Source organism: Streptomyces sp. NPDC006335 (assembly GCF_040612795.1).
GTDB lineage: Bacteria > Actinomycetota > Actinomycetes > Streptomycetales > Streptomycetaceae > Streptomyces.
In genome coordinates this window covers 127,734-147,628 of the sequence record NZ_JBEXQX010000005.1, presented here as the reverse complement: position 1 = coordinate 147,628, position 19,895 = coordinate 127,734, and the positions used below count along the sequence as shown (strand labels likewise).

Here is a 19,895-nt window from a genome sequence, read left to right as displayed (position 1 = left end):
GGTCACCTCATCCCTTCCTCGGACTTTCTACGGCCCCCCTCGAACTCCCCCCACGGCGAACGGTGTTACTCGCCGCGGTACGGCAGCGTCGTCCCCGGCAGGTTGTACTCGTCGCGTCTGCCGCACATCCCGAAGCCGCCGAGCCGGGTCGGTGCGGCCTCGTAGGCGGTCGCCTGGTCGAGATACGACGGCTCGTCGGCGGCCAGCGCGTCCAGCTGGGCGCCGGTGCGCTCGGCGGTGGCGAGGGCTCCGGCCCGCCACAGTTCACGCCAGTCGGGCACCTTGTCCTGCACCAGACGGGCGGCGGTCCGCTGGAACTCCAGGTAGGGGCCGTTGTCGCCGTCGGCCAGGGCCTCGCGCAGCACGAGGTAGCCCTCGACGGCGAGGTCCCTGCGGCGCCGGGCGGCGGCGGCCGTCTCCGGGCCGGTCCCGGGCGGGAGTTGGGCAGCGGCGGCGTACCGCTCGGGGTCGGCGAGCACCTCCGGCGGGAAGGTGAAGACGGCGTCCCCGGCCTCGGGCAGACCACTGTTCTGCATCAGCACGGTGATGCGCAGATCGCCGCCCTGGACCATGCGGTGCACGGTGCCGGGTGTGAACCAGGCGATCGAGCCGGGCTCCAGGGGGATCTCGCGGTAGCCGTCCGGGCTCAGCGTCTGCACGGCGCCCCGGCCGCCGGTGACGACGTACGCCTCGGTGCACACCAGGTGCAGGTGCGGGCTGCCGCCGCAGACGCCGTCGGCGGCCTCCCAGTCGTAGGCGCTCAGGTGGGACAGGCCCACGGCGCCCGGCAGGGGGCGGGGAAGGTCGGGCTTCACCAGGACAGGCCTTCCAGACACGTGGAGACACGTTCCTCGTCCCAGGCGCCGTCCGCCACGACCAGCCGGTAGCGGTACGCGAAGGACTCCCCCGGCGGCAGCTCGAACTCCTCGAAGAACGCCCACGAGAAGGCGACCGTCGGGAAGGGCCGGGAGCGCACGAACCAGTGCGACTCGTGGACCGCGGTCCGCGGATCGAGGTTCTCGGGAGCGTGCGCGAAGACCAGCGTGGAGTGGGCGTCCACGTCGTCGTGCTCGGTGGTGAAGGCGAGCCAGGGGCTCTGGCTGCCCATGAGCTTGTCCGCGTCGCCGTCGGTGTCCGGGGCGAAGACCGCGCCCCCGGTGAAGTCGCGGGGGCCGCGCCACTGGAGTCCGGTGTAGCCGGCCATGTCACGGCCGGCGGTGGTGGGGGAACCGAAGGCGAGCGGCTCGGCCCGCAGGTTGGTGAGCCGGATGGACCAGTCCAGCGCCCAGGAGCCGGTGGCCTCGTCGACGGAGTGGACGGCGAGTCCGCGCTCCTCTCGGGCCCACTCCTCGCCGCCGTTCTCCACCCAGGTCAGCGCCTCGGTGACGTCCAGCCGGGCCTCGGAGACCGTGAACGCGGGGAAGCCGTCGTGCCGCATGGAGCCGACGCGCTCCGGCAGGGGGAGGTAGCCCTGCCCGTGGACGTAGCAGTTGCCGCCCCAGAAGTTCTGCCCCGACAGATGGCTCGCGGTCATCTGGAGGCCCTTGTGCCAGCGGTGGTCGTTGGGCCGGTAGCCGGTCACCGTGCGGCCGCCGAGGGTGCGCACCGGGTGGGCGTAGGGTTTTTGGGCCTCGAAGGCCTCGGGGTCGGGGCGGTAGACGTAGCGGAGGATCTCCGTGCCGTTCGCCGCCTCGACGGCGATGTGCTCGCCGTGGACGTGGCTGACGCGGATGCTCATGCGCGCTCCTTGGGGGCCCAGTGGGGGTGGTCGCCGTGCATGGCCGGGTAGAAGGGGTCGCCCGGCGCGATCTCGCCCGCGAGCACGGGCCGCCCCGTGAAGGCGGACTTGTAGAGCGCGGCCGCGAACTCGAGGGTGGCCCGCGCGTCGGCACCACTGCCGGGAGGCCTGACACCGTTGTCGTACGCGTCGAGGAGCGCTCCGAGCTGGGCCGTGTGCGAACTGGGCACGTCGGCGGCCGGCGTGCGCCAGGCGTCGACGCGGTCGGCGGCCACATGGGGGGCGGGGGTGTAGGTCCAGTCCTCGTTGCGGTGGCCGTACAGATGGGTGAGTTCGACGGTCGCGTCGGCGCAGTCGACGCGGATGCGGCTCACCTCGTCGGGCGACAGCACGCTGTTGACGACGGTGGCGAGGGCGCCGTTCTCGAACCGGACGAGGGCCGTGGAGACGTCCTCGCTCTCCGTGTCGTGGACCAGCCGGGCGGCCATGGCGCGGATCTCCGCCCAGGGGCCGAGCAGGTGCAGGAGGAGGTCGTACTGGTGGATGCCGTGGCCCACGGTCGGGCCGCCGCCCTCACTGGCCCAGGTGCCGCGCCACGGTACGGCGTAGTAGGCGGCGTCCCGGTGCCAGGTGGTCTGGCAGTGCGCGACCCGGGGGGCGCCCAGCTCGCCGCTCGTGATGAGCTCGCGCGCGTGGACGGCGCCGGAGCCGTAGCGGTGCTGGAAGACCACGGAGGCGTAGGCGCCGGAGGCCTCCTCGGCCGCGGCGATCTCGTCGTACTCGGCGAGGGACAGCGTCAGCGGCTTCTCGCACAGCACCCAGGCACCCGCCTTGAGGGCGGCCACCGTCTGCTCCCGGTGCAGCGAAGGCGGGGTGCCGATGAGGACCAGGTCGGGGCGTACGGCGTCCAGCATCGCGGCCATCGAGGTGTACCCGGCGACCTCGTCGCCCGCGAGCTCGCGGAAGGCGTCGAGCCTGCCCTCGTCCACGTCGACGGCGGCGACCAGTTCCGTGCGCTCGGCGTGGGCCCTGAGCGCGGACAGATGGCTTCCGCTGACGATGGCGCCGGTGCCGACCACGGCTGCGCGGCGGCGGGCTGGACGGGACATACGGTCCTCCTCGGACGTCCGGCAAGGGGACGCTGACGTGCGGGGAAAGCGCTTGCTCCCCGGGGTCGACCCTAGATCCCCGGCGATTGTCCTAACAAGACCCCGGGCGGTGATATCGGTGAACACGCCACGCACACCGCTCGTTCACCTGCCTGATCAAGCGAGGTGAGCGCCTACTCGCCCCCGGACCTGCCGTCCGGCGCGCTCAGGGCGTGCCGGACAGCGCCGGTCACAGGGCGGCGAACAGGTCGTCCAGCGGGGCGGGTACGCGGTCGGGCGTGAGGGCCTCGACCAGGACGCGGCCGTAGTGGATCTTGCGGCCCTTCTTCGTGCCGAGGAACCGCCGCAACTGCTGCTCCGCGGTGCGGCCCCGCTGGGCGGGCTGGGACAGGAAGGTCTGGAGGGGCCGCAGGTCGCCCTCCTCGCGCACCAGTTCCTTCACCCGTGGCACACCCAGCGCGCGGATGAGCTCGTCCTCCAGGTCCGCCGCGCAGACGAAGTACCCGTCCGGAGCCGCGCCGGCCCGCTCCCAGCCCCGGGCGTAGAACGGCTGTTCCCGCTCGTCGCACAGTCCCGTCAGGCGCAGACCGAGGCCGGACGGCCCGAGCAGCCCGGCGAAACGGCCGACGCTCATCGCCCCGCCCATCGCCAGGACGCAGAGACCCTCGGCGGCCAGGTCCCGGCCCCGGCTCGCGGCCAGCGCGTCGACCGCCGCCACGTCGCTCGGTCCTTCGAGCAGGACGACGGCCCGGACGGACAGCCGCGCCGCCAGCTCGCGTGCCGGGTCGCCGGGGCCTCCGGCCGCCCACGCCGTGACCGCGTCCCTGAAAGCCCCCATGTCAGCCATGGGACGAGTCTGTGCCCTCACCGGCTGCGGCGACAGGCAATTTCCACCGGCTCACCGACTCACCGACTCACCGACTCACCGACAAACCGACTCACCGACACCCGTCTCACCGGCTCGCGGACCCGTGCGTGACCCGGATCTTGGACTGACCGTGCGGAAGTGCCTCCCAGTCCTCCATGAAGCGGGCTCGCAGCCCGTGCTTCTCGGCCAGGGCCGTGAGCGTCTCCACGCGGTAGTAGAAGTCCTCCCGGAGCACATGGTGCTCCTCACCCTCGGTGCGGTCGAAGGTGAAGTCGAACCAGCCGCCCGGGGCGAGCACCCGGCCGACATGGGCCAGGCACTCGTCTATCACCGGCAGCGGCGAGTGCGAGAAGACGCTGTGCGCGTGGACGACGTCGAAGTGCGCGTCCGGCAGGAAGCGCAGCGTCAGGTCGCGGACCGGGGTCAGGTTCGGCAGCCGCTTCTGGAGGGACATCTCGACGACGGTGTCCTGCGCGGCGAAGAGGATGTCGGGCGAGATGTCGATCCCGTAGTAGTGACCGGGCTCCAGGTGGCGGATGAAGCGCCAGCCGCCGCGCAGGTTGCCGCAGCCGATCTCCAGCATGCGGTGCTCGGGCCGCAGACCGTGGCCGAGCAGGTAGTCGAACTGCATCGCCCCGAGCGCCAGCCAGCGCTCGCGGTTGCGGCTGCCCACGGCCGCGTCCGGGTCGGCGCGGGTGTCCGAGCGCATCACGGCGCGGTAGTAGGAGACGTGGTCCGGGTGGCGGCGGCGCAGCCACAGGTCACGGGCGGCACGGGCCACGTGGCGGGGCACGCGGTCGGGGTGGCGCAGGGCGTAGCCGACACGGTGGCCGAGGGCGGCGCGGTTGGCGGTGAGGTTCTTGGCGGGCATCGGGAGGCCTCTCGGAGATCGTCGCTCTGGTGCCAAGCCTCGGTGCGGCGGCCGGAGGTCCGGCTCGGTCGACAGGCTCCTTCCCGGGGGAGGTTCGGGCGACCGTCATGTCAGCCGATCGGTTGATGCGGTGGCGCGACCGGCACGTTAGACACGGAGCATGAACCACACCGATCCGGACGAGCGCTGGCTGGGCGCGATCGTTCACGGCGCGTTCTTCATACTGCTGGGCTCGTCGTTCGTCCGCTTCCTGAGCCGCGACCAGGGCGGGGCGCGCAGCGGGTGGGTGGTGGCGCTGTTCGCCCTCTTCTGTCTGCTGTACGTCCTCGGTCACCTGCTGGCCCCGCCGCCCCGGCCGGGGCTGCCGCCCACGCGCCGTCACCTGCTCTGGCTGGGCTCGGTCACCGCCGTATGGGTCGTGCTGCTGGTGCTCGCGCCGAGTGCCACCTGGTGTGTGATGCCCCTGCTGTTCGCCGGACTGCACGCGCTGCCGCCGAGGATCGCGGTGCCGGCGGCGGCCGTGCTCACCGCGCTGGTCGTGCTCTCGGAGATACGGGTGGCAGAGGGGCCGCTCAACCCCAACATGGTCGTGGCCCCGCCGGCCGTCGCCGCGGTCGCCACCGCCGTGCTCGTGCATCTGCAACGGCAGGGGGCCCGCCAGCGCGTGCTGATCGAGGACCTGGTGCGCACCCGGCACGAACTCGCCGCCACCGAGCGGCGGGCCGGGGTCCTGGCCGAGCGGCAGCGGCTGTCCGCGGAGATCCACGACACCCTCGCGCAGGAGCTGTCCAGTCAGCGAATGCTGCTCCAGGCCGCCGAGCGGGTGTGGGACACCGATCGGGGTGCGGCCCGGGAGCATGTGCGGGCGGCGGCGGAGATCACCTCGCGCGGCCTCACCGAGGCCCGCCGTTTCGTGCACGACCTGGCCCCGGCCGACCTCGCGGAGCGTTCCCTCGCCGAGGCCCTCGACGAACTCGCCCGGCGGGAGAGCGGCCCGGGGCTGACCGTGGAGTTCCGGCTGGACGGGGAACCGGGCCCGCTGCCGGAACGGGTCGCGGCGGCGCTGCTGCGGATCGCCCAGGGTGCGCTGGCCAACGTACGGGAGCACGCGGCGGCGACCCGGGCCGCGCTCACGCTGACGTGGCTCGACGACCAGGTCTCGCTGGACGTCGCCGACAACGGGCGGGGCTTCGAGCAGGCCGGGGCCCGGCAACCGAAGTCGTCGACGCGGGGGCACGGGCTCCCCGCCATGCGGATCCGGGCCCGCCAGGCCGGCGGCACGCTCACCGTGGAGTCCGCCCCGGGAGACGGCACCGTCGTGTCGGCCGCCGTCCCCCTCGCCGTCAAGGAGCCCGCACTGTGAGCACGCCGCCGCCCACCTCCCCCGTCCGGCTGCCGCTCCGCGACGACCGCGCGGAACCCTCCCCGGGAGACGGCACCGTCGTGTCGGCCGCCGTCCCCCTCGCCCTCAAGGAGCCCGCCCCGTGAGCACACCGCCGCCCACCTCCCCCGTCCGGCTGCTGCTCTGCGACGACCATGCCGTCGTACGTGCCGGGCTGCGGGCCCTGCTCTCCAGTGCGGTCGGCATCGATGTGGTCGGGGAGGCCGCGACCGGCGAGGAGGCGCTCGCGATGGCGGCCCATCTGCATCCCGACGTCGTCCTGATGGATCTTCAACTCGACGGTGGCATGGACGGGGTGACCGCCACCCGGCAGCTCACCGCGCGGGGCGAGCGGAGCCCACGGGTGCTGGTGCTGACCATGTTCGACACCGACGCCGACATCACCCGCGCCATCGAGGCGGGCGCCACCGGCTATCTGCTCAAGGCGGAACAGCCCGACGAGCTGTTCTCGGCCATCCGTGACGCGGCGTCGGGCCGCAGCACGCTGTCCGCCCCGGTGGCCGACCGGCTGCTGACCCGGCTGCGCAGCCCGCGCCCCGCCCTGTCCGCGCGCGAGCACGAGATCCTCGCGCAACTCGCCCGTGGCCTCGGCAACCGGGAGATCGCCCGGGCCCTGTTCATCAGCGAGGCGACGGTCAAGACCCATCTGGGGCGGATCTACGGCAAGTTGGGCGTCGACACCCGGGCGGGCGCGGTCGCCGTCGCCAAGGAACGGCGGCTGCTCCCGTGACCGGCGGCGGGAACCAGGGGCGTCCGATCCGCACTCTTCCGTTACGGCAGGCACCCTTGACAGCATGCGTACTGTTTGGCGACGTTTGATCCTTGCCGGCACTTCGATCGGCGGGACGCGGACGCCGCGTCGTGGGGGGAATTGGGGGGAGCGATCGCCCATGCGATCCATGAGCAGCGACACGGACATAACGATCCACAGACCCGGAGAACTCGACACCTCGCTCCGCAAGGCCTGGCACCGGGCGATGGACGAGTCGCCCGACTACGCCAACCCGTTCCTGGCACCGGAGTTCGCGGCCGGGATCGACAGGCACCGCGGCGGCGCCCGGGTGGCGGTCCTGCACCAGCGCGGCGAGGCCGTGGGCTTCCTCCCCTACGAACGCGGCTCGTTCGGGGTCGGCCGGGCCATCGGCCTCGGACTGTCCGACTGCCAGGGCCTCGTGCACCGCCCCGGGGTCACCTGGGACACCCGGGCGCTGCTGAAGGCGTGCCGGCTCTCGGTGTTCGAGTTCGACCACCTCGTCGAGGAGCAGAAGCCCTTCGCCCCCTACGTCACGGGCACGTTCGCCTCCCCGGTGATCGATCTCAAGGTCGGCAGCGACAGTTACCCGGAGTGGCTGCGCGGCGCGTACCCGGGGATCGCCAAGACGACCCTCAAGAAGGAGCGCCGGCTGGCCCGCGACCTGGGTGAGCTGCGGTTCGTGTTCGACGAGCGCGACCCGGGGCCGCTGCGCACGCTGATGCGGTGGAAGTCGGCCCAGTACCGCAGGACGGGCCGGATGGACCGGTTCGCGCGGCCGTGGATCGTGGACCTGGTGGAGGATCTCTTCCAGGTCCGCGAGGAGCACTTCACCGGGGTCCTCTCGGTGGTGTACGCCGGTGACCGGCCGGTGGCCGCCCACTTCGGACCGACCTCGCGCACGGTGTTCGCCCCCTGGTTCACCGCGTACGACCCCGAACTGCGCTACTACTCCCCCGGCTTGATCATGCACCTGCGGATGGCCGAGGCCGCGGGCCGGCGCGGGGCCCGGCTCATGGACATGGGGCGCGGCGACAAGGAGTGGAAGGACTGGCTCAAGACCCGTGAGCTGCGCGTGGCGGAAGGATTCGCCACCCGACCCCATCCGGTCGCGACGGCACACCGTCTGTGGCGCCGGCCGGTGCGCGGCCTGCGCAACACGGTCAACGCCCACCCGGCCCTGCGCGAGCCCGCCGACCGCCTCCTGAAGACCGTCGGCACCCTGCGCACGTCAGGGCACCGCTCCGACTCCGGCAGCGCGGGACCGCTGGCGAGCTGACGCGGACCCGTCATCCCGGTTCCCGCGGGGGAGCCGACGCATGTCCTCTTCCACGGCCGTTCCCCGGCCCGTCGACACAAGGGGTGCCGATGCCGTACGGCTCGCGGCTGGCCGCGACGATGACCCGGCGACTGGGACGCGAGTGCGTCTACACGCCCTCGGCCCGGCTGGCCCTGTACCTGGCGCTCCGGCGCTGGTGCCGGCCGGGCGCGAGGGTGCTGATGTCGCCGGTGAACGACGACGTGATCCTCTTCGTGGTCCTCGCGGCCGGGCTGCGCCCCGTGATGGCCCCGGTGTCCGTGTGGGACGGCAACATCGACCCGGCCGCCGTGCCGGAGTCGGCCTGGCGCGAGGTGGACGCGGTCCTGACCACCAACCTGTACGGCGTGCCCGACCGGGTCCTCGAACTGCGGCGCCGCTGCGCGCAGTTGGGGATCCCGTTGTTCGAGGACGCCGCGCACGCGATCGGCAGCCATGTGGACGGGCAGCCGGTCGGGACCTTCGGCAAGGCGGCGGCGTTCAGTCTGTCGAAGCATGTGGCGGGCATGGCGGGCGGCTTCCTCGCCGTCGAGGACGCGCGCACCCGCAGGGAGCTGGAGCTGCTGCGGGACGACCTCCTGACCCCGGGCCGGCTGCGCGAGGACCTGACGACGACCCTGCGCCCGCTGGCCCGGTCCGCCGTCCGCTCGTTCCGTCTGGTGCGCCCGGTGTGGCGGACCATGGAGCGCCTCGGGCTGATGGAGCGCGACGCGTTCCGGATGGCCCTGCACGCGCCGCGGCTCGCCGCCTCCGCCAGGGAGGCCCCGAGCCTGACCGCCTACGAGCGCTGGGTCCGCGTCGATCTGCACGGCTACCGTTCCCGGCACGGTGCGCTGGTCCGCGGTCAGCTCGGGCTGCGGATGGCCCGGCTCGACGAGGACCTGGCCCGGCGCCGGGCCGGGGTCGCCCTGCTGGCGGGTACACCGTGGGCGTCTCCGGCGCTGCGCGACCGCACGGCGCACGACGGCCCCCTCCCGCTGTTCCGGGTGCCGCTCCTGGTCCACGACCGCGACGCCCTGGTGCAGCGGCTGGTGCGGCACGACCTGGTCTGCGGCTACATCTACGACCCGCCGCTGGACGACTACGCGGGCGCGGAGTTCGTCGAGCCCTCCCCCGACCCTGCGCCCGCCCGCTGGTTCGCCGCGCACACGCTCCCGGCCGATCCCCTGCTCGCGCGCCCGATCGTGGCCGCGTTCACGAAGGAACGGGTGGCCGACGCGCACCCCGCTCTGCTGCGACCGGTCCCGGACGCCACACCGCCCCGGCTGCTGGATCAGTGAGCTGTGCCACCCCGACGATCGATCAAAACATCAGGGGGTTAGCATATGAGCGCCGCCTAGCTCGAAAGAGAATTCTGTGACTGTCAAGGACGACTCGTTCACCGACTGGAAGAACCGCGAGGAGATCGCGGAATCGATGATCCCGATGATCGGGAGGCTGCACCGGGAGCGTGATGTAACGGTTCTCCTGCACAGCCGTTCCCTGGTGAACAAGTCGGTGGTCAGCATCCTCAAGACCCATCGGTTCGCCCGGCAGATCGCGGGCGAGGAGCTCTCCGTCACCGACACCCTGCCGTTCGTCCAGGCCCTCACCGCGCTGGACCTCGGCCCCTCGCAGATCGACATCGGCCGTCTCGCCGAGATCTACAAGGGCGACGGCCGCGGCCTTTCGGTCGCCGAGTTCACCGCCGAGGCCGTGTCCGGCGCGACCGGCGGCAACAAGATCGACCGCCGTGAGCCGCGGGACGTCGTCCTCTACGGCTTCGGCCGCATCGGCCGCCTGGTGGCCCGGCTGCTGATCGAGAAGGCCGGTTCCGGCAACGGCCTCAGGCTGCGCGCGATCGTCGTGCGGGGCGGCGGCGAGCAGGACATCGTCAAGCGGGCCTCGCTGCTGCGCCGGGACTCCATCCACGGCCAGTTCCAGGGCACGATCACCGTGGACGAGGCCGAGAGCGCGATCATCGCCAACGGCAACACGATCAAGGTGATCTACGCGAACGACCCCTCCGAGGTCGACTACACGGCGTACGGCATCAAGAACGCCATCCTCATCGACAACACCGGCAAGTGGCGGGACCGCGAGGGCCTCTCCCAGCACCTGCGCCCCGGCATCGACAAGGTCGTGCTGACCGCGCCGGGCAAGGGCGACGTCCCCAACATCGTGCACGGCGTCAACCACGACACGATCAAGCCGGACGAGCAGATCCTGTCCTGCGCGTCCTGCACCACCAACGCGATCGTGCCGCCGCTGAAGGCGATGGCCGACGAGTACGGCGTGCTGCGCGGCCACGTGGAGACGGTCCACTCGTTCACCAACGACCAGAACCTGCTGGACAACTACCACAAGGCCGACCGCCGGGGCCGTTCCGCGCCGCTCAACATGGTGATCACGGAGACGGGCGCCGCCTCCGCCGTCGCCAAGGCGCTGCCCGAGCTCAAGGCGCCGATCACCGGCAGCTCGATCCGGGTGCCGGTGCCGGACGTCTCCATCGCGATCCTGAGCCTGCGCCTGGGCCGGGAGACCACCCGCGAGGAGGTCCTCGACCACCTGCGGGACGTCTCGCTGACCTCACCGCTCAAGCGTCAGATCGACTTCACCACGGCCCCCGACGCGGTCTCCAGCGACTTCATCGGCTCGCGCCACTCCTCGATCGTCGACGCCGGCGCCACCAAGGTCGACGGCGACAACGCGATCCTCTACCTCTGGTACGACAACGAGTTCGGCTACTCGTGCCAGGTGGTCCGGGTCGTACAGCACGTGACCGGGGTGGAGTACCCGACCTATCCGGCGCCCGCGGTCTGATCCAACCGGCAGGTCAGGGCCGGCGTTCCCGGTACAGGTCGCGCAGCAGGGCGATCTCGGCGCCGTGGTGCAGGACTTCCTGGTTGACCCACCACACGATGTCCAGGAAGGGCTCCTCGGGGTCGCTCCCGTGCGGGTAGGTGCACCGGCCCACGGTGTCGAGATCGCTGTCGTCGGTGTCGCGCAGCACTGTGCGCCAGGCGTCGGCGGCCGTATCGAAGGCGGCGATCGCGTCGGCGGCGGTGCCGCTGACGCGGTGGTCGTCGCGGGTGAGGGAGTGGGTGCCCGTGGTGTGGTCGGCGCGCAGGAGGAGCATCTCGCTGAGATGGCTCAGGCGCCACGCGAGGGTCGTGAACGGCGGCGGCACGGGATGCGGGTGGGGCGCCGCGTCCCGGCCCCAGTCACCGGTCCCGGTCAGGAAGGCCGCCCGCGCCCCGGGTCCGTCCGTCCGCCGCCGGACCGACCAGCAGTCCGGCACCGGCTCCCAGAGGTACTCCTCGTCGGTCATCGCCCCGACCGGGGTCCGCGAGCCGTCGCCGCTGTCCATGACCGGGCCGGCGAGCCGGCCGGCCAGGCGCTCGCAGGACCAGTCGAACTGGTCCAGCAGCGGGGTGAGGCGAGGTCCTGTGCTCATCGGTGCTCCCTGGGTCGTCCGGTCCGCCAGGCTGACACGACGAGGGGGCACTCGGCCTCCCGTTTTCCGCCGGGCCCGGCACGGCACGGCGGCCCCCGGCCTCCCGGTCACTCCCGCTCAGTGCCCCCGGAACGCCTCCTCCAGCCACCACGCCCCGCGGTCCCGCACCACCTTGGCGTCGATCAGCAGCGGGGCGGAGCGTGGACCGGCGACCCAGTCCGCCACGGCCTTCAGGTCCGCCCGTGTCCGCACGGTCACCGCCTCGAAGCCGTAGCCGCGGGCCACGGCCGCGATGTCGGTCGGCGGGAACACGACCGTGTCGAGCGGATGCCCGTCGGGCCCGAAGTGGTGCACCTCCGCCCCGTAGCCGTCGTCGTTGTACACCACGACGACCATGGGGAGCCCGAGCCGCCGTACGGTGTCCAGGTCGGCGGCGCCCATCAGCGCGCCCCCGTCACCGAGCGCGGCCACCGGCAGCCGGTCCGGGCGGGCCAGGGCCGCGCCGATCGCGGTGGCGAGGCCGAGGCCGATCGACTGGTAGGCCTGGGTGAAGCAGAATCCGTCCTGGTCGGGCACCGACAGGAACATGCTCGGGTGGCCCATGAAGTTGCCGGAGTCGACGCCGATCACCCGCTGTGCGGGGAGGATGTCGTCGAGGGCGATGCTGAGGGTGCGCGGGTCGATCCGGTCGCGGGTGCTCGTGTCCTCGTAGGGCAGGTCACGCCAGCGCACGCGCGCGGCGACGGCCTCGGCGATGTCGGGGGTCCGCAGGCCCTGCCGTTTCCCGCCGGAGGCCGCCAGGACGTGCCGCGCGGTGCGTTCGACGTCACCGGTGACCCCGAGGTGCAGCTGTCGGTGCGCGCCGAGTGCCGAGGGGTCGTCGTCGACCTGGACCACGGTCGTGTCGGCGCCGATGAGGGCGCCGTGCCGCATGGTCCACATGTTCAGCGCGCAGCCCCAGCCGACGATCACGTCGGCGCCACCGATGAGTTCGGCCGCCAGGGGTGACGCGAAGCCTCCGGACACGTCGAGCGACCAGGGGTTGTCGTGGAACAGACCGCGCGCCACGGCCGAGGTCGCCAGCAGCGCGCCGCAGCGTTCGGCGAGGGCTTCGAGGGCGTCCCGGGCGGCCGGCGAGCGCGAGCCGCGGCCGGCCACGAAGACGGGTCGTCGCGCCTGCTCCAACACCCGCGTGAGGGCCGCCACTTCGGACGCGGCCGGTTCGACCGCCGGTCGGCGCGGCAGGGGTGTCACCTGGGCGAGGACATCGTCGGGGACGTCCGACGCCTGCACTTCCAGAGGGAGGTTGAGGAGCACCGTGCGCCGCTCGTGCAGGGCCCGCCGCACCGCCGTGACCGCCTGTTCCACGGCGTCCCCGGCCGAGGTGATCCGCATCGGCACCGCGCCCACCGCCGTGCCCAGCGCGTCCTGGTCGACGGAGAAGTTGGAGGTCGGCCGGGTGACCTCGGCCGCGAGCACCACGAGTGGTGTGCGGCTCTTGGCCGCCTCGGCGATGCCCGTCATCGCGTTGGTGAGCCCGGGCCCCTGGTGGACGCTGACGGCGGCCACCGTGCCGCTCACGCGCGCGTAGGCGTCGGCCATCGTCGCCGCGCCGCCCTCGTGGCGTGCGGCGACGAAGCGGGCGCCGGCCGCGATCAGGGCGTTGGTCAGGTGGAAGTTCCCTGATCCGACGACGCCGAAGACCTGCTCGACCCCGACCGTGTGCAGGGCCCGTCCGACGGCCTCGGCGACCTTCATGACCGCTCCACCAGTGCCAGCACGCGCGCGGGTGAGCCGGAGCCCCCGACGATGGGCAGCGGCCCCGCGACGACGACGCTGCCCGTGGCGGGCAGCGCGTCGAGGTTCCGGAGCTGCGTCAGGCCGTACTTGTCGCTGCCCATCAGGTAGGAGTGGCAGGGGAAGGCCGGCTCGAAGGAGTGCCCGCGCCCGGCGTCCGTGCCGACCGTCTCCACGCCGAGGCCGATCACGGGCGACTCCTCGGCCACCCAGCGGGCGCACTCCGGGGACAGACCGGGAGTGTGCGGGCCGTTCTCGTCGGCGTTCAGGAAGGCCTTCTGGGAGTACGCGCGGGCGTCCCAGCCGGTACGCAGGAGAAGCCAACCCCCGTCCGGCAGCGGGCCGTTGTGCTCCTCCCAGGTCTTCACGTGGTCCACCTCCACGAGGAAGTCGGGGTCCTTGGCCGCCTCCGCGGTGAAGTCCAGGACAGCGGCGGGGGCGATCAGTCGCCGCGGCGGGACGGACGCCACGTCGGCGAGGTCCTTTCCGGTCACCCAGTGGTTCGGGGCGTCGAAGTGGGTGCCGGTGTGCTCCCCGCTGCGGAAGTTGTTCCAGTACCAGGCCGGTCCGCGGTCGTCGTACCGGCTGATCTCCTCCAGCTCGAAGATCGCCGTCTGGCCGAACTCCGGCGGCAGTTGGATCACCGGTGTGGACGAGGACAACGGCGAGGTGAGATCGACGACGTCGATAGCCCCGGTCCGCAGGGCGGACACCAGCGCGGCGAGAAGGGACGGCTGCTCGTACATGAGGGCCTCCTGAAACGCTCCGACACTGCCAGCATGGCACCGCGTGGGCCGCCGGCGTCACCGTCTGCCCCGAGGAGCCGCAGACGGCGACGGGCCCCGGATCGTCCGATCCGGGGCCCGCGCCAGGTGTGCGGTCAGTTCACGCCGACGTGGGCGTTGACGCCGAGCGCGACACCCTCGGCGGAGACGGAGGCACCGGCGTCGGCGCAGACCTCGAGGTGCGCCACCTGGAGGTGCAGACCGGCAGTGGTCGCGGCGGCGACACCACCGGAGACGGTGTCCAGGGCGGCGTCGTCGAGCTCGGCTGCCTCGATGTGGGTGGCGACGTTCATGGCGCGCGGTTCCTTTCGCATGAGCAATCCTCAAGGAGGGGGGGACACCGGATGGAAGCACGCCGGACATGGACACGGCCAGTCAGCCGGACGTGGCCGAGGGCAGGTCACCGTTCCCGGCTTCACCGGCGTCGCAACACGGTCACCCGATCCCCCTGTTTCTTCACAGGATTTGCTGGAGCGGTTGCCGCGTCTTCATCGCCGTGCGGTTCCCAAGACGGACACTCCGCCATCAAAAAGCCCTGCGTCGGCGCCGCCATGACTACGGTTCAGTTTCCGCGTGGCCGACCGGTGAACGGTGTGCGGGTTCGCCGGATTTTCGATGCGGCCCGGCCGAAGTCCACACCGCCGCACCACTGTCCGCCCCGCAACACGCGAGCGCCACTGGCAGGACTCCACAGGCCCCCGATGCGGAAAACGTTTTATTCGCGGCCGGGGTAGACTTGCGTCGCCCATCCGGAAGAGCGTCCGAGGACTGCGTCCTTCCTGGTCGTACGGCTGCAACAGCGAGGGGGTGGACGTCATTCCGGTTCGCCCCGCCCGTATCCAGGACGTCGCGGCCGCCGCCGGGGTCTCGGTGTCCACGGTCTCCAACGTCCTGAACCGGCCCGAGCGGGTCAACGCACGCACCGCGGCACGCGTGCGCGACGCGGTCGCAGCACTCGACTACGTCCCCCATCCGGGAGCCGCCGGTCTGCGCACCGGGCACTCGTCCTCGATCGGTCTGGTGCTGCCGGACGTGGCCAACTCCTTCTACTCGCGCATCGCGCGCGGTGCCGCGGACGCGGCGTACGAGCACGGCTACTCCCTCGTCCTGTGCGACAGCGGGGACGCGCCGGAGCGGGAGCAGGGCTACTTCACCATGCTCGTCGAACAGCGGGCGGTCGGCGCGGTGGTGGTCCCGCTCAGCGCCGACCCGACCCGGCTGTCGCGGCTGCGCGAGCGCGGTATCCCGCTGGTGCTGGCGGACCGCGCGATGCCCGCCCAGGAGGGCTGCTCGGTCTCCGTGGACGACATCGCCGGCGGCCGCATCGCCGTGCAGCACCTCCTGGACAGCGGGGCCCGCGACATCCTGGTCGTGAACGGCGAGCGCACGATCCGCCAGTGCGCCGACCGCTACCAGGGCGCCCGCCAGGCCGTGCGCACGCGGCGGGAGGCCCGCCTGGGCCAGGTCGTCGCCGAGGAGATGACGGTCGCGTACGGCAGCGGGATCGCGCACGGCCTCGACGAGCTGCCCGACGGGGTGTTCTGCACCAACGACTTCCTCGCGGCGGGCCTGTGCCGGGCGCTGGGCGAGCGCGGGGTGAAGATCCCGGAGGACGTGCAGGTGGTCGGGTACGGCGACCTGGACATCGCCAGCATCGTGGGCACGACCCTGACGACGGTCCGCCAGCCGGTCGAGGAACTCGGCCGGGCAGCCGTCGAGATGCTCCTGGACGAGGTGGAGGCCCGCGCGGAACACGCCCACGAGGCAAGGGTGTTCGCACCGGGACTGGTCGTGCGGGACTCCACGCGGGCTTCCTCAGACGCGCCTTTCTAGCGTGACCGGTCCCAGCAGTCCCGAGGGGAGCTGGGTGGGGAAGGCCCAGGCGGTCGGCGTGGCCTCGGCGAGGTAGGGGGCCAGGGTGTTGTGGACGGTCACTTCGAGGCGGACGGTACGCCCGGCGGTGCCGTGCAGTGCGACGCGGTACGGCGCGCAGAACGCCTCCCCGACGGGTTCCCCGTCGACGCGCACCTCGACACTGCCGCGCACCCGCCCCAGGTCCAGCACCGGGTCCGGCCCGGCCGGCACCGTCAGCGTCCGCGCGTAGGTCACACCGCCGCTCCAGCCGCCCAGCCCCAGCTCGCCCCACTCGCCGAGCGGCAGGGGCGCCGGTACCGTGCGCACCCGTACCGGTCCCCGCCAGGCCGAGCCGCCGCGCAGAACGGCCGTGGGAGCGGTGACGACTTCACACTCGGCAGCCTTGTCCAGCGGCTGATCCAGCTGCAACTCATGTCCGTCGAGGTCCAGTTCAGGGCCACCGTCGATGCTCACCCGCGCGGGAAGCTCCAAGGGCAGGTCGAGTGACACGGTTCCCGCCGGCACGGTGAACCGGAAGCGCTGCTCGGCCTCCCGGAGGTCGTCGGTGGACCGCAGGGGCAGTACGGCGGAGCCGAGCACCGGGGCACCGGCCAGCCACTCGGCCTCGGGCAGCGGGTGCGGGCGTACCGCGGCGCCGCAGTGCTGCAACTCCCCCCAGCGGCCCTCGTGTTCGACGGTCACGCCCTGCCACTCCCCCGTCCGGACTTTCCAACCGGGGCCGCTGACCAGGGCGTTCGAGTCCGCCACGAGGTCGACGTAGACCCCGTCCCGCGTGTCGGTGCTGTCGGCCACCAGATCGAGGACGTGATCGCCGCCGTCCAGCGTCAGTTCGTGCCGGAAGAACATCGGTACCGCGCCCCAGTCGGACTCGTAGTACTCGACCTTCTCCTGCCGTGCCACGACGGCTCCGTCGAGCAGGACGGTCACGCCGACCGCGGCACCCACGACGAGGACCGCCGCCGCTCCCCGGGCAGGGACGCCGATCCGGCCGCGGTAGCTCACACTGCCGTCCGGTCGTACACCGTCGGGCAGGCGCATGAACAGCGGGCGCGGCGCGAACCCGTCCGGGCGGGACAGGCAGAAGTAGCTGCCCAACGGGGTGTCCGGGGCGCTCGAGATGGTCTGCGGCCGGTCCTGGGCGTCGGACAGCTCGTACTCCACCACGTTGCGGGCCCGTTCGACCGCCACTCGGGCCGACGCCAGATAGCCGCCCCCCGTCTCCAGCCGGTGGCCGTTCCACCACACGCGTTTGACCGCCGCCGCTCCGACGTGGAGGTCGGCGGGCCCGCGGTGGCCGGTCTCCACGACGGCCCTGACCCGGGCGACCGTCCCGCTCACGGGCACCGGGACCCGCACGAACTCCTCGGGCACCAGGCCCTTGTTGCCGAGCAGACCGTCGGGGTCCGGAATGCCACGACTCGACGAGTACAGCGAGACGCTCCATTCCGCAGGCGCCAACTCCGCTTCTCCCGACAGCACTTGCTCGACCGCGGCACTGTCCAGAGGTTCCGGCGCCTGGGCGAAGGGCACGGGGGGCAGGACGCGGACGCGGTTGCCGTAGGTCGCCCGCGCGGGCTCCCAGGAGTCGCCGGTCTCGGTCCATCGCATGGTCCAGATCTGCGGTTCGCACAGGGAGGCACCGGCGGGCAGGGCCAGATCGCCCCAGGTGTTGTCCATGGTGGGAGCGAGGCGGCCCTCCCAGCCGGACGACAGGTCGACGGACTCCGTCGGCCCCGTCGGGGACGGGGGCACGGTGTCCGTGGGCGGGCCTTCGCGCCATACGACGAGGGCGGCGGGGGCGCCCTCCAGTGGCACCTCGATGGTCGAGACGCCGTCGGTGACGGTGACGCGTCCCGGGCGGCGGCTGCCGGTCGCCGGGTTCCAGATCTCGGCCTCGGCGACCGTGGCCCGCACGGTGACGGTGGAGGTGCGGGCGTAGCGCGCGGGGTCGATCTCGTGGCGGCCCGCCGGCGGATGCGTACGGGCGTCGGGGAACGCCCCGGTGACCAGCGCGACCGCGGCGTCGCCCTTCCTCCTGACCAGCAGCGGCACCTCCCCCGTCGCGTATCCGGCGGTGTCGGCCACCGCCGCCGCCCCGGCCTCGGCGTCGGCCACCCGCTCCAGGCGGGGATGGTCCAGCAGCGCGGCCACGAGGGAGTCGTCACCGGCGGTCCCGGCCGCCCGCGTCGGCGGTCGGCCCACGACCACGACCCGGCCTCCGGCGTCGAGGAGCTCTGTCAGCCGGCGGGCCGTCTCGTGCTCCAGGACGCTCGCGGAGGGCAGCAGGACCGCGGTGTACGCCAGGTCCCTGACGCGCAGGGCACCGTCGCCGGCCTTGGCGCCCTGGACGGAGGCGTCGTCGATGACGTCGAAGGAGACGCGGTGGCGGTCGAGGGAACCGACGGCGGGCTGGAGCCAGTTGTTGGTGCCGCACAGCTCCAGGTAGTCGCGCTGGGTCTCGTCGACGTCGGCGTGGGCCGCGCCGAGCCGGCCGTCGCCGAAGTGCTGGACGGGTGCGTCCAGGGGAAGGAGGGCCTGCATGGTGGCGGTGGGGTGCAGGACCGCGACGTCGGCGCTGTAGGTGCCCCAGGACAGGATCGAGCAGATCCGGGCGACGGCTCGGGAGAAGGCGGGGTACTGCCGCCAGTAGGGCTGGCGCCAGTCCGTGGACGGCGGCGCCCACTCGAACCAGCCGCCCGCGGTGCCGAAGTAACTGGCGTGCGGGTTGTAGAGGTTGGCCCCGCTGCGCAGGAACGGCAGCAGCCAGTCGTAGGTCTCCTCCAGGGTGCCGCCCCAGCCGGAGGAGTGGAACGACTCGATCCAGACGCGCTCGTGGCCGTAGAGGTGGGCCATGGAGGAGTGGACCTTGGCGTCGCCGTGGTGGTCGCTTCCGGCGGCGCTGTACCAGCGGTGGGTGCGGAAGTAGTCCGTGTAGAGCTGCGTGGACTGGGCCGGGAAGCCGGAGCGGGCGGGGTGGGCCTGGTCGCAGCCCAGCAGCAGACCGCGCTCCTCGTGCCAGGCGGCGAGGGGACGGAACAGGGCCTCTTCGGTGAGCTCGCCGCGTACGGCGTAGTAGTCGGCGCGGATCCGCTGTGCCCGGTCGGAGTCGTCCCCCGTGAAGAGGGCGGGCAGGTGGTCGAGGAGGTCGTAGCCGCGCCGGGTGCGGAACTCCTCGGGGAAGCGGCTGGTCCAGGAGTTGGTGGCGGGCAGTTCGTCCTGGAAGCTGCCCGCGATGACGTTGCCCAGGTACTCGGGGACCCGGCGGTCGTACTCGCGATGGATGGCGTCGAACAGGAGTCCGACGGACGCGGTGTTCAGATAGTCGAACGCCGTGGGCACGGCGAGGACCAGGCGCACCTCAGTGCCGTCGGGGGCCTCGACGCGCTCCGGGCCGGTGACCGGCAGGCGTGCGCCCGTGCTGTCGTACGCCCCCAGCAGTGTCTCCGTGCCCCGCAGGGGGACCGTGCCGCGCGAGACCACCGCCCGGCGCGAGCGCAGGGCGCGGCCCGCCGCCTCGGGGTGGCGGCGGGTGATGCTCCCCTGGACGTTGGCGCCGGAGAAGCCGATCTGGTCGTAGAACCACAGGCGCGTGCCCAGGTCGCCGGCGATCTCGCAGGCGTCCGTGAAGCGGGCCCACCACTCCTCGCCGAACCACACCGGGTCGTCGGTCCGGGCGCCGAAGGTGGGGCCGGCCGGGGCCAGGTTGATCACCACGAGGTTGTGGACGCCGCCGTCCGCGAACCGGCGGAGCTGCCAGGCCAGACGGTCACGGGTGACCTTCGCGCCGGACCACCACCACAGCGGGGTGGGGCCGAAGTCCCGGGGCGGGTCGTCGAACAGCCGTTGCAGGGCTGGAGAGATCACGGATGGGTCCTTCCGAGTACGGCCCGGACACTCTCACGGATCAAAAACGTTTTACGTCAGCCTCACCGTAGGACACCCCCG

17 protein-coding genes are annotated in these 19,895 nt (G+C 72.5%); 7 read left to right on the top strand and 10 right to left on the bottom strand.

Features of this window, described 5'->3' with window-relative positions:
- Positions 1–65: 65 nt before the first annotated feature.
- The 5 genes from ABZ098_RS16895 to ABZ098_RS16875 all read right to left on the bottom strand — a co-directional run bounded on the left by ABZ098_RS16895 (position 66) and on the right by ABZ098_RS16875 (position 4,586).
- Positions 66–836, bottom strand: a complete 771-nt coding sequence (locus ABZ098_RS16895) for a cupin (protein WP_356591702.1) — start codon at positions 834–836, stop codon at positions 66–68.
- Positions 812–1,738, bottom strand: coding sequence for a PmoA family protein (locus ABZ098_RS16890; RefSeq protein WP_356591700.1), 927 nt, complete (start codon positions 1,736–1,738; stop codon positions 812–814). The genes ABZ098_RS16895 and ABZ098_RS16890 overlap by 25 nt, the downstream gene beginning before the upstream one ends.
- The gene (locus ABZ098_RS16885) at positions 1,735–2,847 is read right to left on the bottom strand and encodes a Gfo/Idh/MocA family oxidoreductase (RefSeq protein ID WP_356591698.1); all 1,113 of its coding nucleotides are present in this window, start codon (positions 2,845–2,847) and stop codon (positions 1,735–1,737) included. Before ABZ098_RS16885 ends, ABZ098_RS16890 begins: the two co-directional genes overlap by 4 nt.
- 229 nt (positions 2,848–3,076) lie before the next feature.
- On the bottom strand, positions 3,077–3,694 hold the full coding sequence (locus ABZ098_RS16880) for a TOPRIM nucleotidyl transferase/hydrolase domain-containing protein (RefSeq protein ID WP_356591696.1): 618 nt from the start codon (positions 3,692–3,694) through the stop codon (positions 3,077–3,079).
- Between the two features lie 106 nt (positions 3,695–3,800).
- Entirely contained in the window at positions 3,801–4,586 is a 786-nt protein-coding gene (locus ABZ098_RS16875; protein ID WP_356591694.1) for a class I SAM-dependent methyltransferase, read from the bottom strand.
- Positions 4,587–4,746: 160 nt separating this feature from the next.
- On the opposite strand from ABZ098_RS16875, the gene ABZ098_RS16870 reads away from it, so the two are divergent.
- The 6 genes from ABZ098_RS16870 to ABZ098_RS16845 all read left to right on the top strand — a co-directional run bounded on the left by ABZ098_RS16870 (position 4,747) and on the right by ABZ098_RS16845 (position 10,859).
- Positions 4,747–5,949, top strand: a complete 1,203-nt coding sequence (locus tag ABZ098_RS16870; RefSeq protein ID WP_356591692.1) for a sensor histidine kinase — start codon at positions 4,747–4,749, stop codon at positions 5,947–5,949.
- Positions 5,946–6,074, top strand: coding sequence for a hypothetical protein (locus ABZ098_RS16865; protein ID WP_356591690.1), 129 nt, complete (start codon positions 5,946–5,948; stop codon positions 6,072–6,074). Before ABZ098_RS16870 ends, ABZ098_RS16865 begins: the two co-directional genes overlap by 4 nt.
- Positions 6,071–6,718, top strand: coding sequence for a response regulator transcription factor (locus tag ABZ098_RS16860; RefSeq protein WP_356591688.1), 648 nt, complete (start codon positions 6,071–6,073; stop codon positions 6,716–6,718). Before ABZ098_RS16865 ends, ABZ098_RS16860 begins: the two co-directional genes overlap by 4 nt.
- A 160-nt stretch (positions 6,719–6,878) precedes the next feature.
- On the top strand, positions 6,879–8,018 hold the full coding sequence (locus ABZ098_RS16855) for a GNAT family N-acetyltransferase (RefSeq protein ID WP_356591686.1): 1,140 nt from the start codon (positions 6,879–6,881) through the stop codon (positions 8,016–8,018).
- A gap of 89 nt (positions 8,019–8,107) precedes the next feature.
- On the top strand, positions 8,108–9,337 hold the full coding sequence (locus tag ABZ098_RS16850; protein WP_356591684.1) for a DegT/DnrJ/EryC1/StrS family aminotransferase: 1,230 nt from the start codon (positions 8,108–8,110) through the stop codon (positions 9,335–9,337).
- Between the two features lie 76 nt (positions 9,338–9,413).
- Positions 9,414–10,859: a glyceraldehyde-3-phosphate dehydrogenase gene (locus ABZ098_RS16845; RefSeq protein WP_356591682.1), complete on the top strand. Its 1,446-nt coding sequence runs from the start codon at positions 9,414–9,416 to the stop codon at positions 10,857–10,859.
- Positions 10,860–10,872: 13 nt separating this feature from the next.
- Here the strand turns inward: ABZ098_RS16845 and ABZ098_RS16840 are convergent, their stop codons facing one another.
- The 4 genes from ABZ098_RS16840 to ABZ098_RS16825 all read right to left on the bottom strand — a co-directional run bounded on the left by ABZ098_RS16840 (position 10,873) and on the right by ABZ098_RS16825 (position 14,389).
- Positions 10,873–11,493, bottom strand: coding sequence for a DinB family protein (locus ABZ098_RS16840; protein WP_356591680.1), 621 nt, complete (start codon positions 11,491–11,493; stop codon positions 10,873–10,875).
- A 117-nt stretch (positions 11,494–11,610) separates the two neighbouring features.
- Entirely contained in the window at positions 11,611–13,251 is a 1,641-nt protein-coding gene (locus ABZ098_RS16835; protein WP_356591678.1) for a thiamine pyrophosphate-binding protein, read from the bottom strand.
- Positions 13,248–14,036: a cyclase family protein gene (locus tag ABZ098_RS16830; RefSeq protein WP_356591676.1), complete on the bottom strand. Its 789-nt coding sequence runs from the start codon at positions 14,034–14,036 to the stop codon at positions 13,248–13,250. Before ABZ098_RS16830 ends, ABZ098_RS16835 begins: the two co-directional genes overlap by 4 nt.
- 134 nt (positions 14,037–14,170) lie before the next feature.
- Positions 14,171–14,389, bottom strand: coding sequence for a hypothetical protein (locus tag ABZ098_RS16825; RefSeq protein WP_356591674.1), 219 nt, complete (start codon positions 14,387–14,389; stop codon positions 14,171–14,173).
- Positions 14,390–14,882: 493 nt separating this feature from the next.
- Here ABZ098_RS16825 and ABZ098_RS16820 point away from each other — a divergent pair, with 493 nt between their 5' ends.
- Positions 14,883–15,908 carry a LacI family DNA-binding transcriptional regulator gene (locus tag ABZ098_RS16820; RefSeq protein WP_356591667.1) on the top strand — a complete coding sequence of 342 codons (1,026 nt, stop codon included), beginning with the start codon at positions 14,883–14,885 and terminating at the stop codon, positions 15,906–15,908.
- Here ABZ098_RS16820 and ABZ098_RS16815 read toward each other — a convergent pair.
- A complete protein-coding gene (locus ABZ098_RS16815) occupies positions 15,891–19,814 on the bottom strand; it encodes a glycosyl hydrolase (RefSeq protein ID WP_356591665.1) in 3,924 nt (1,307 codons plus the stop codon). The two genes, ABZ098_RS16820 and ABZ098_RS16815, sit on opposite strands and share 18 nt — an antisense overlap.
- Between the last annotated feature and the right edge of the window lie 81 nt (positions 19,815–19,895).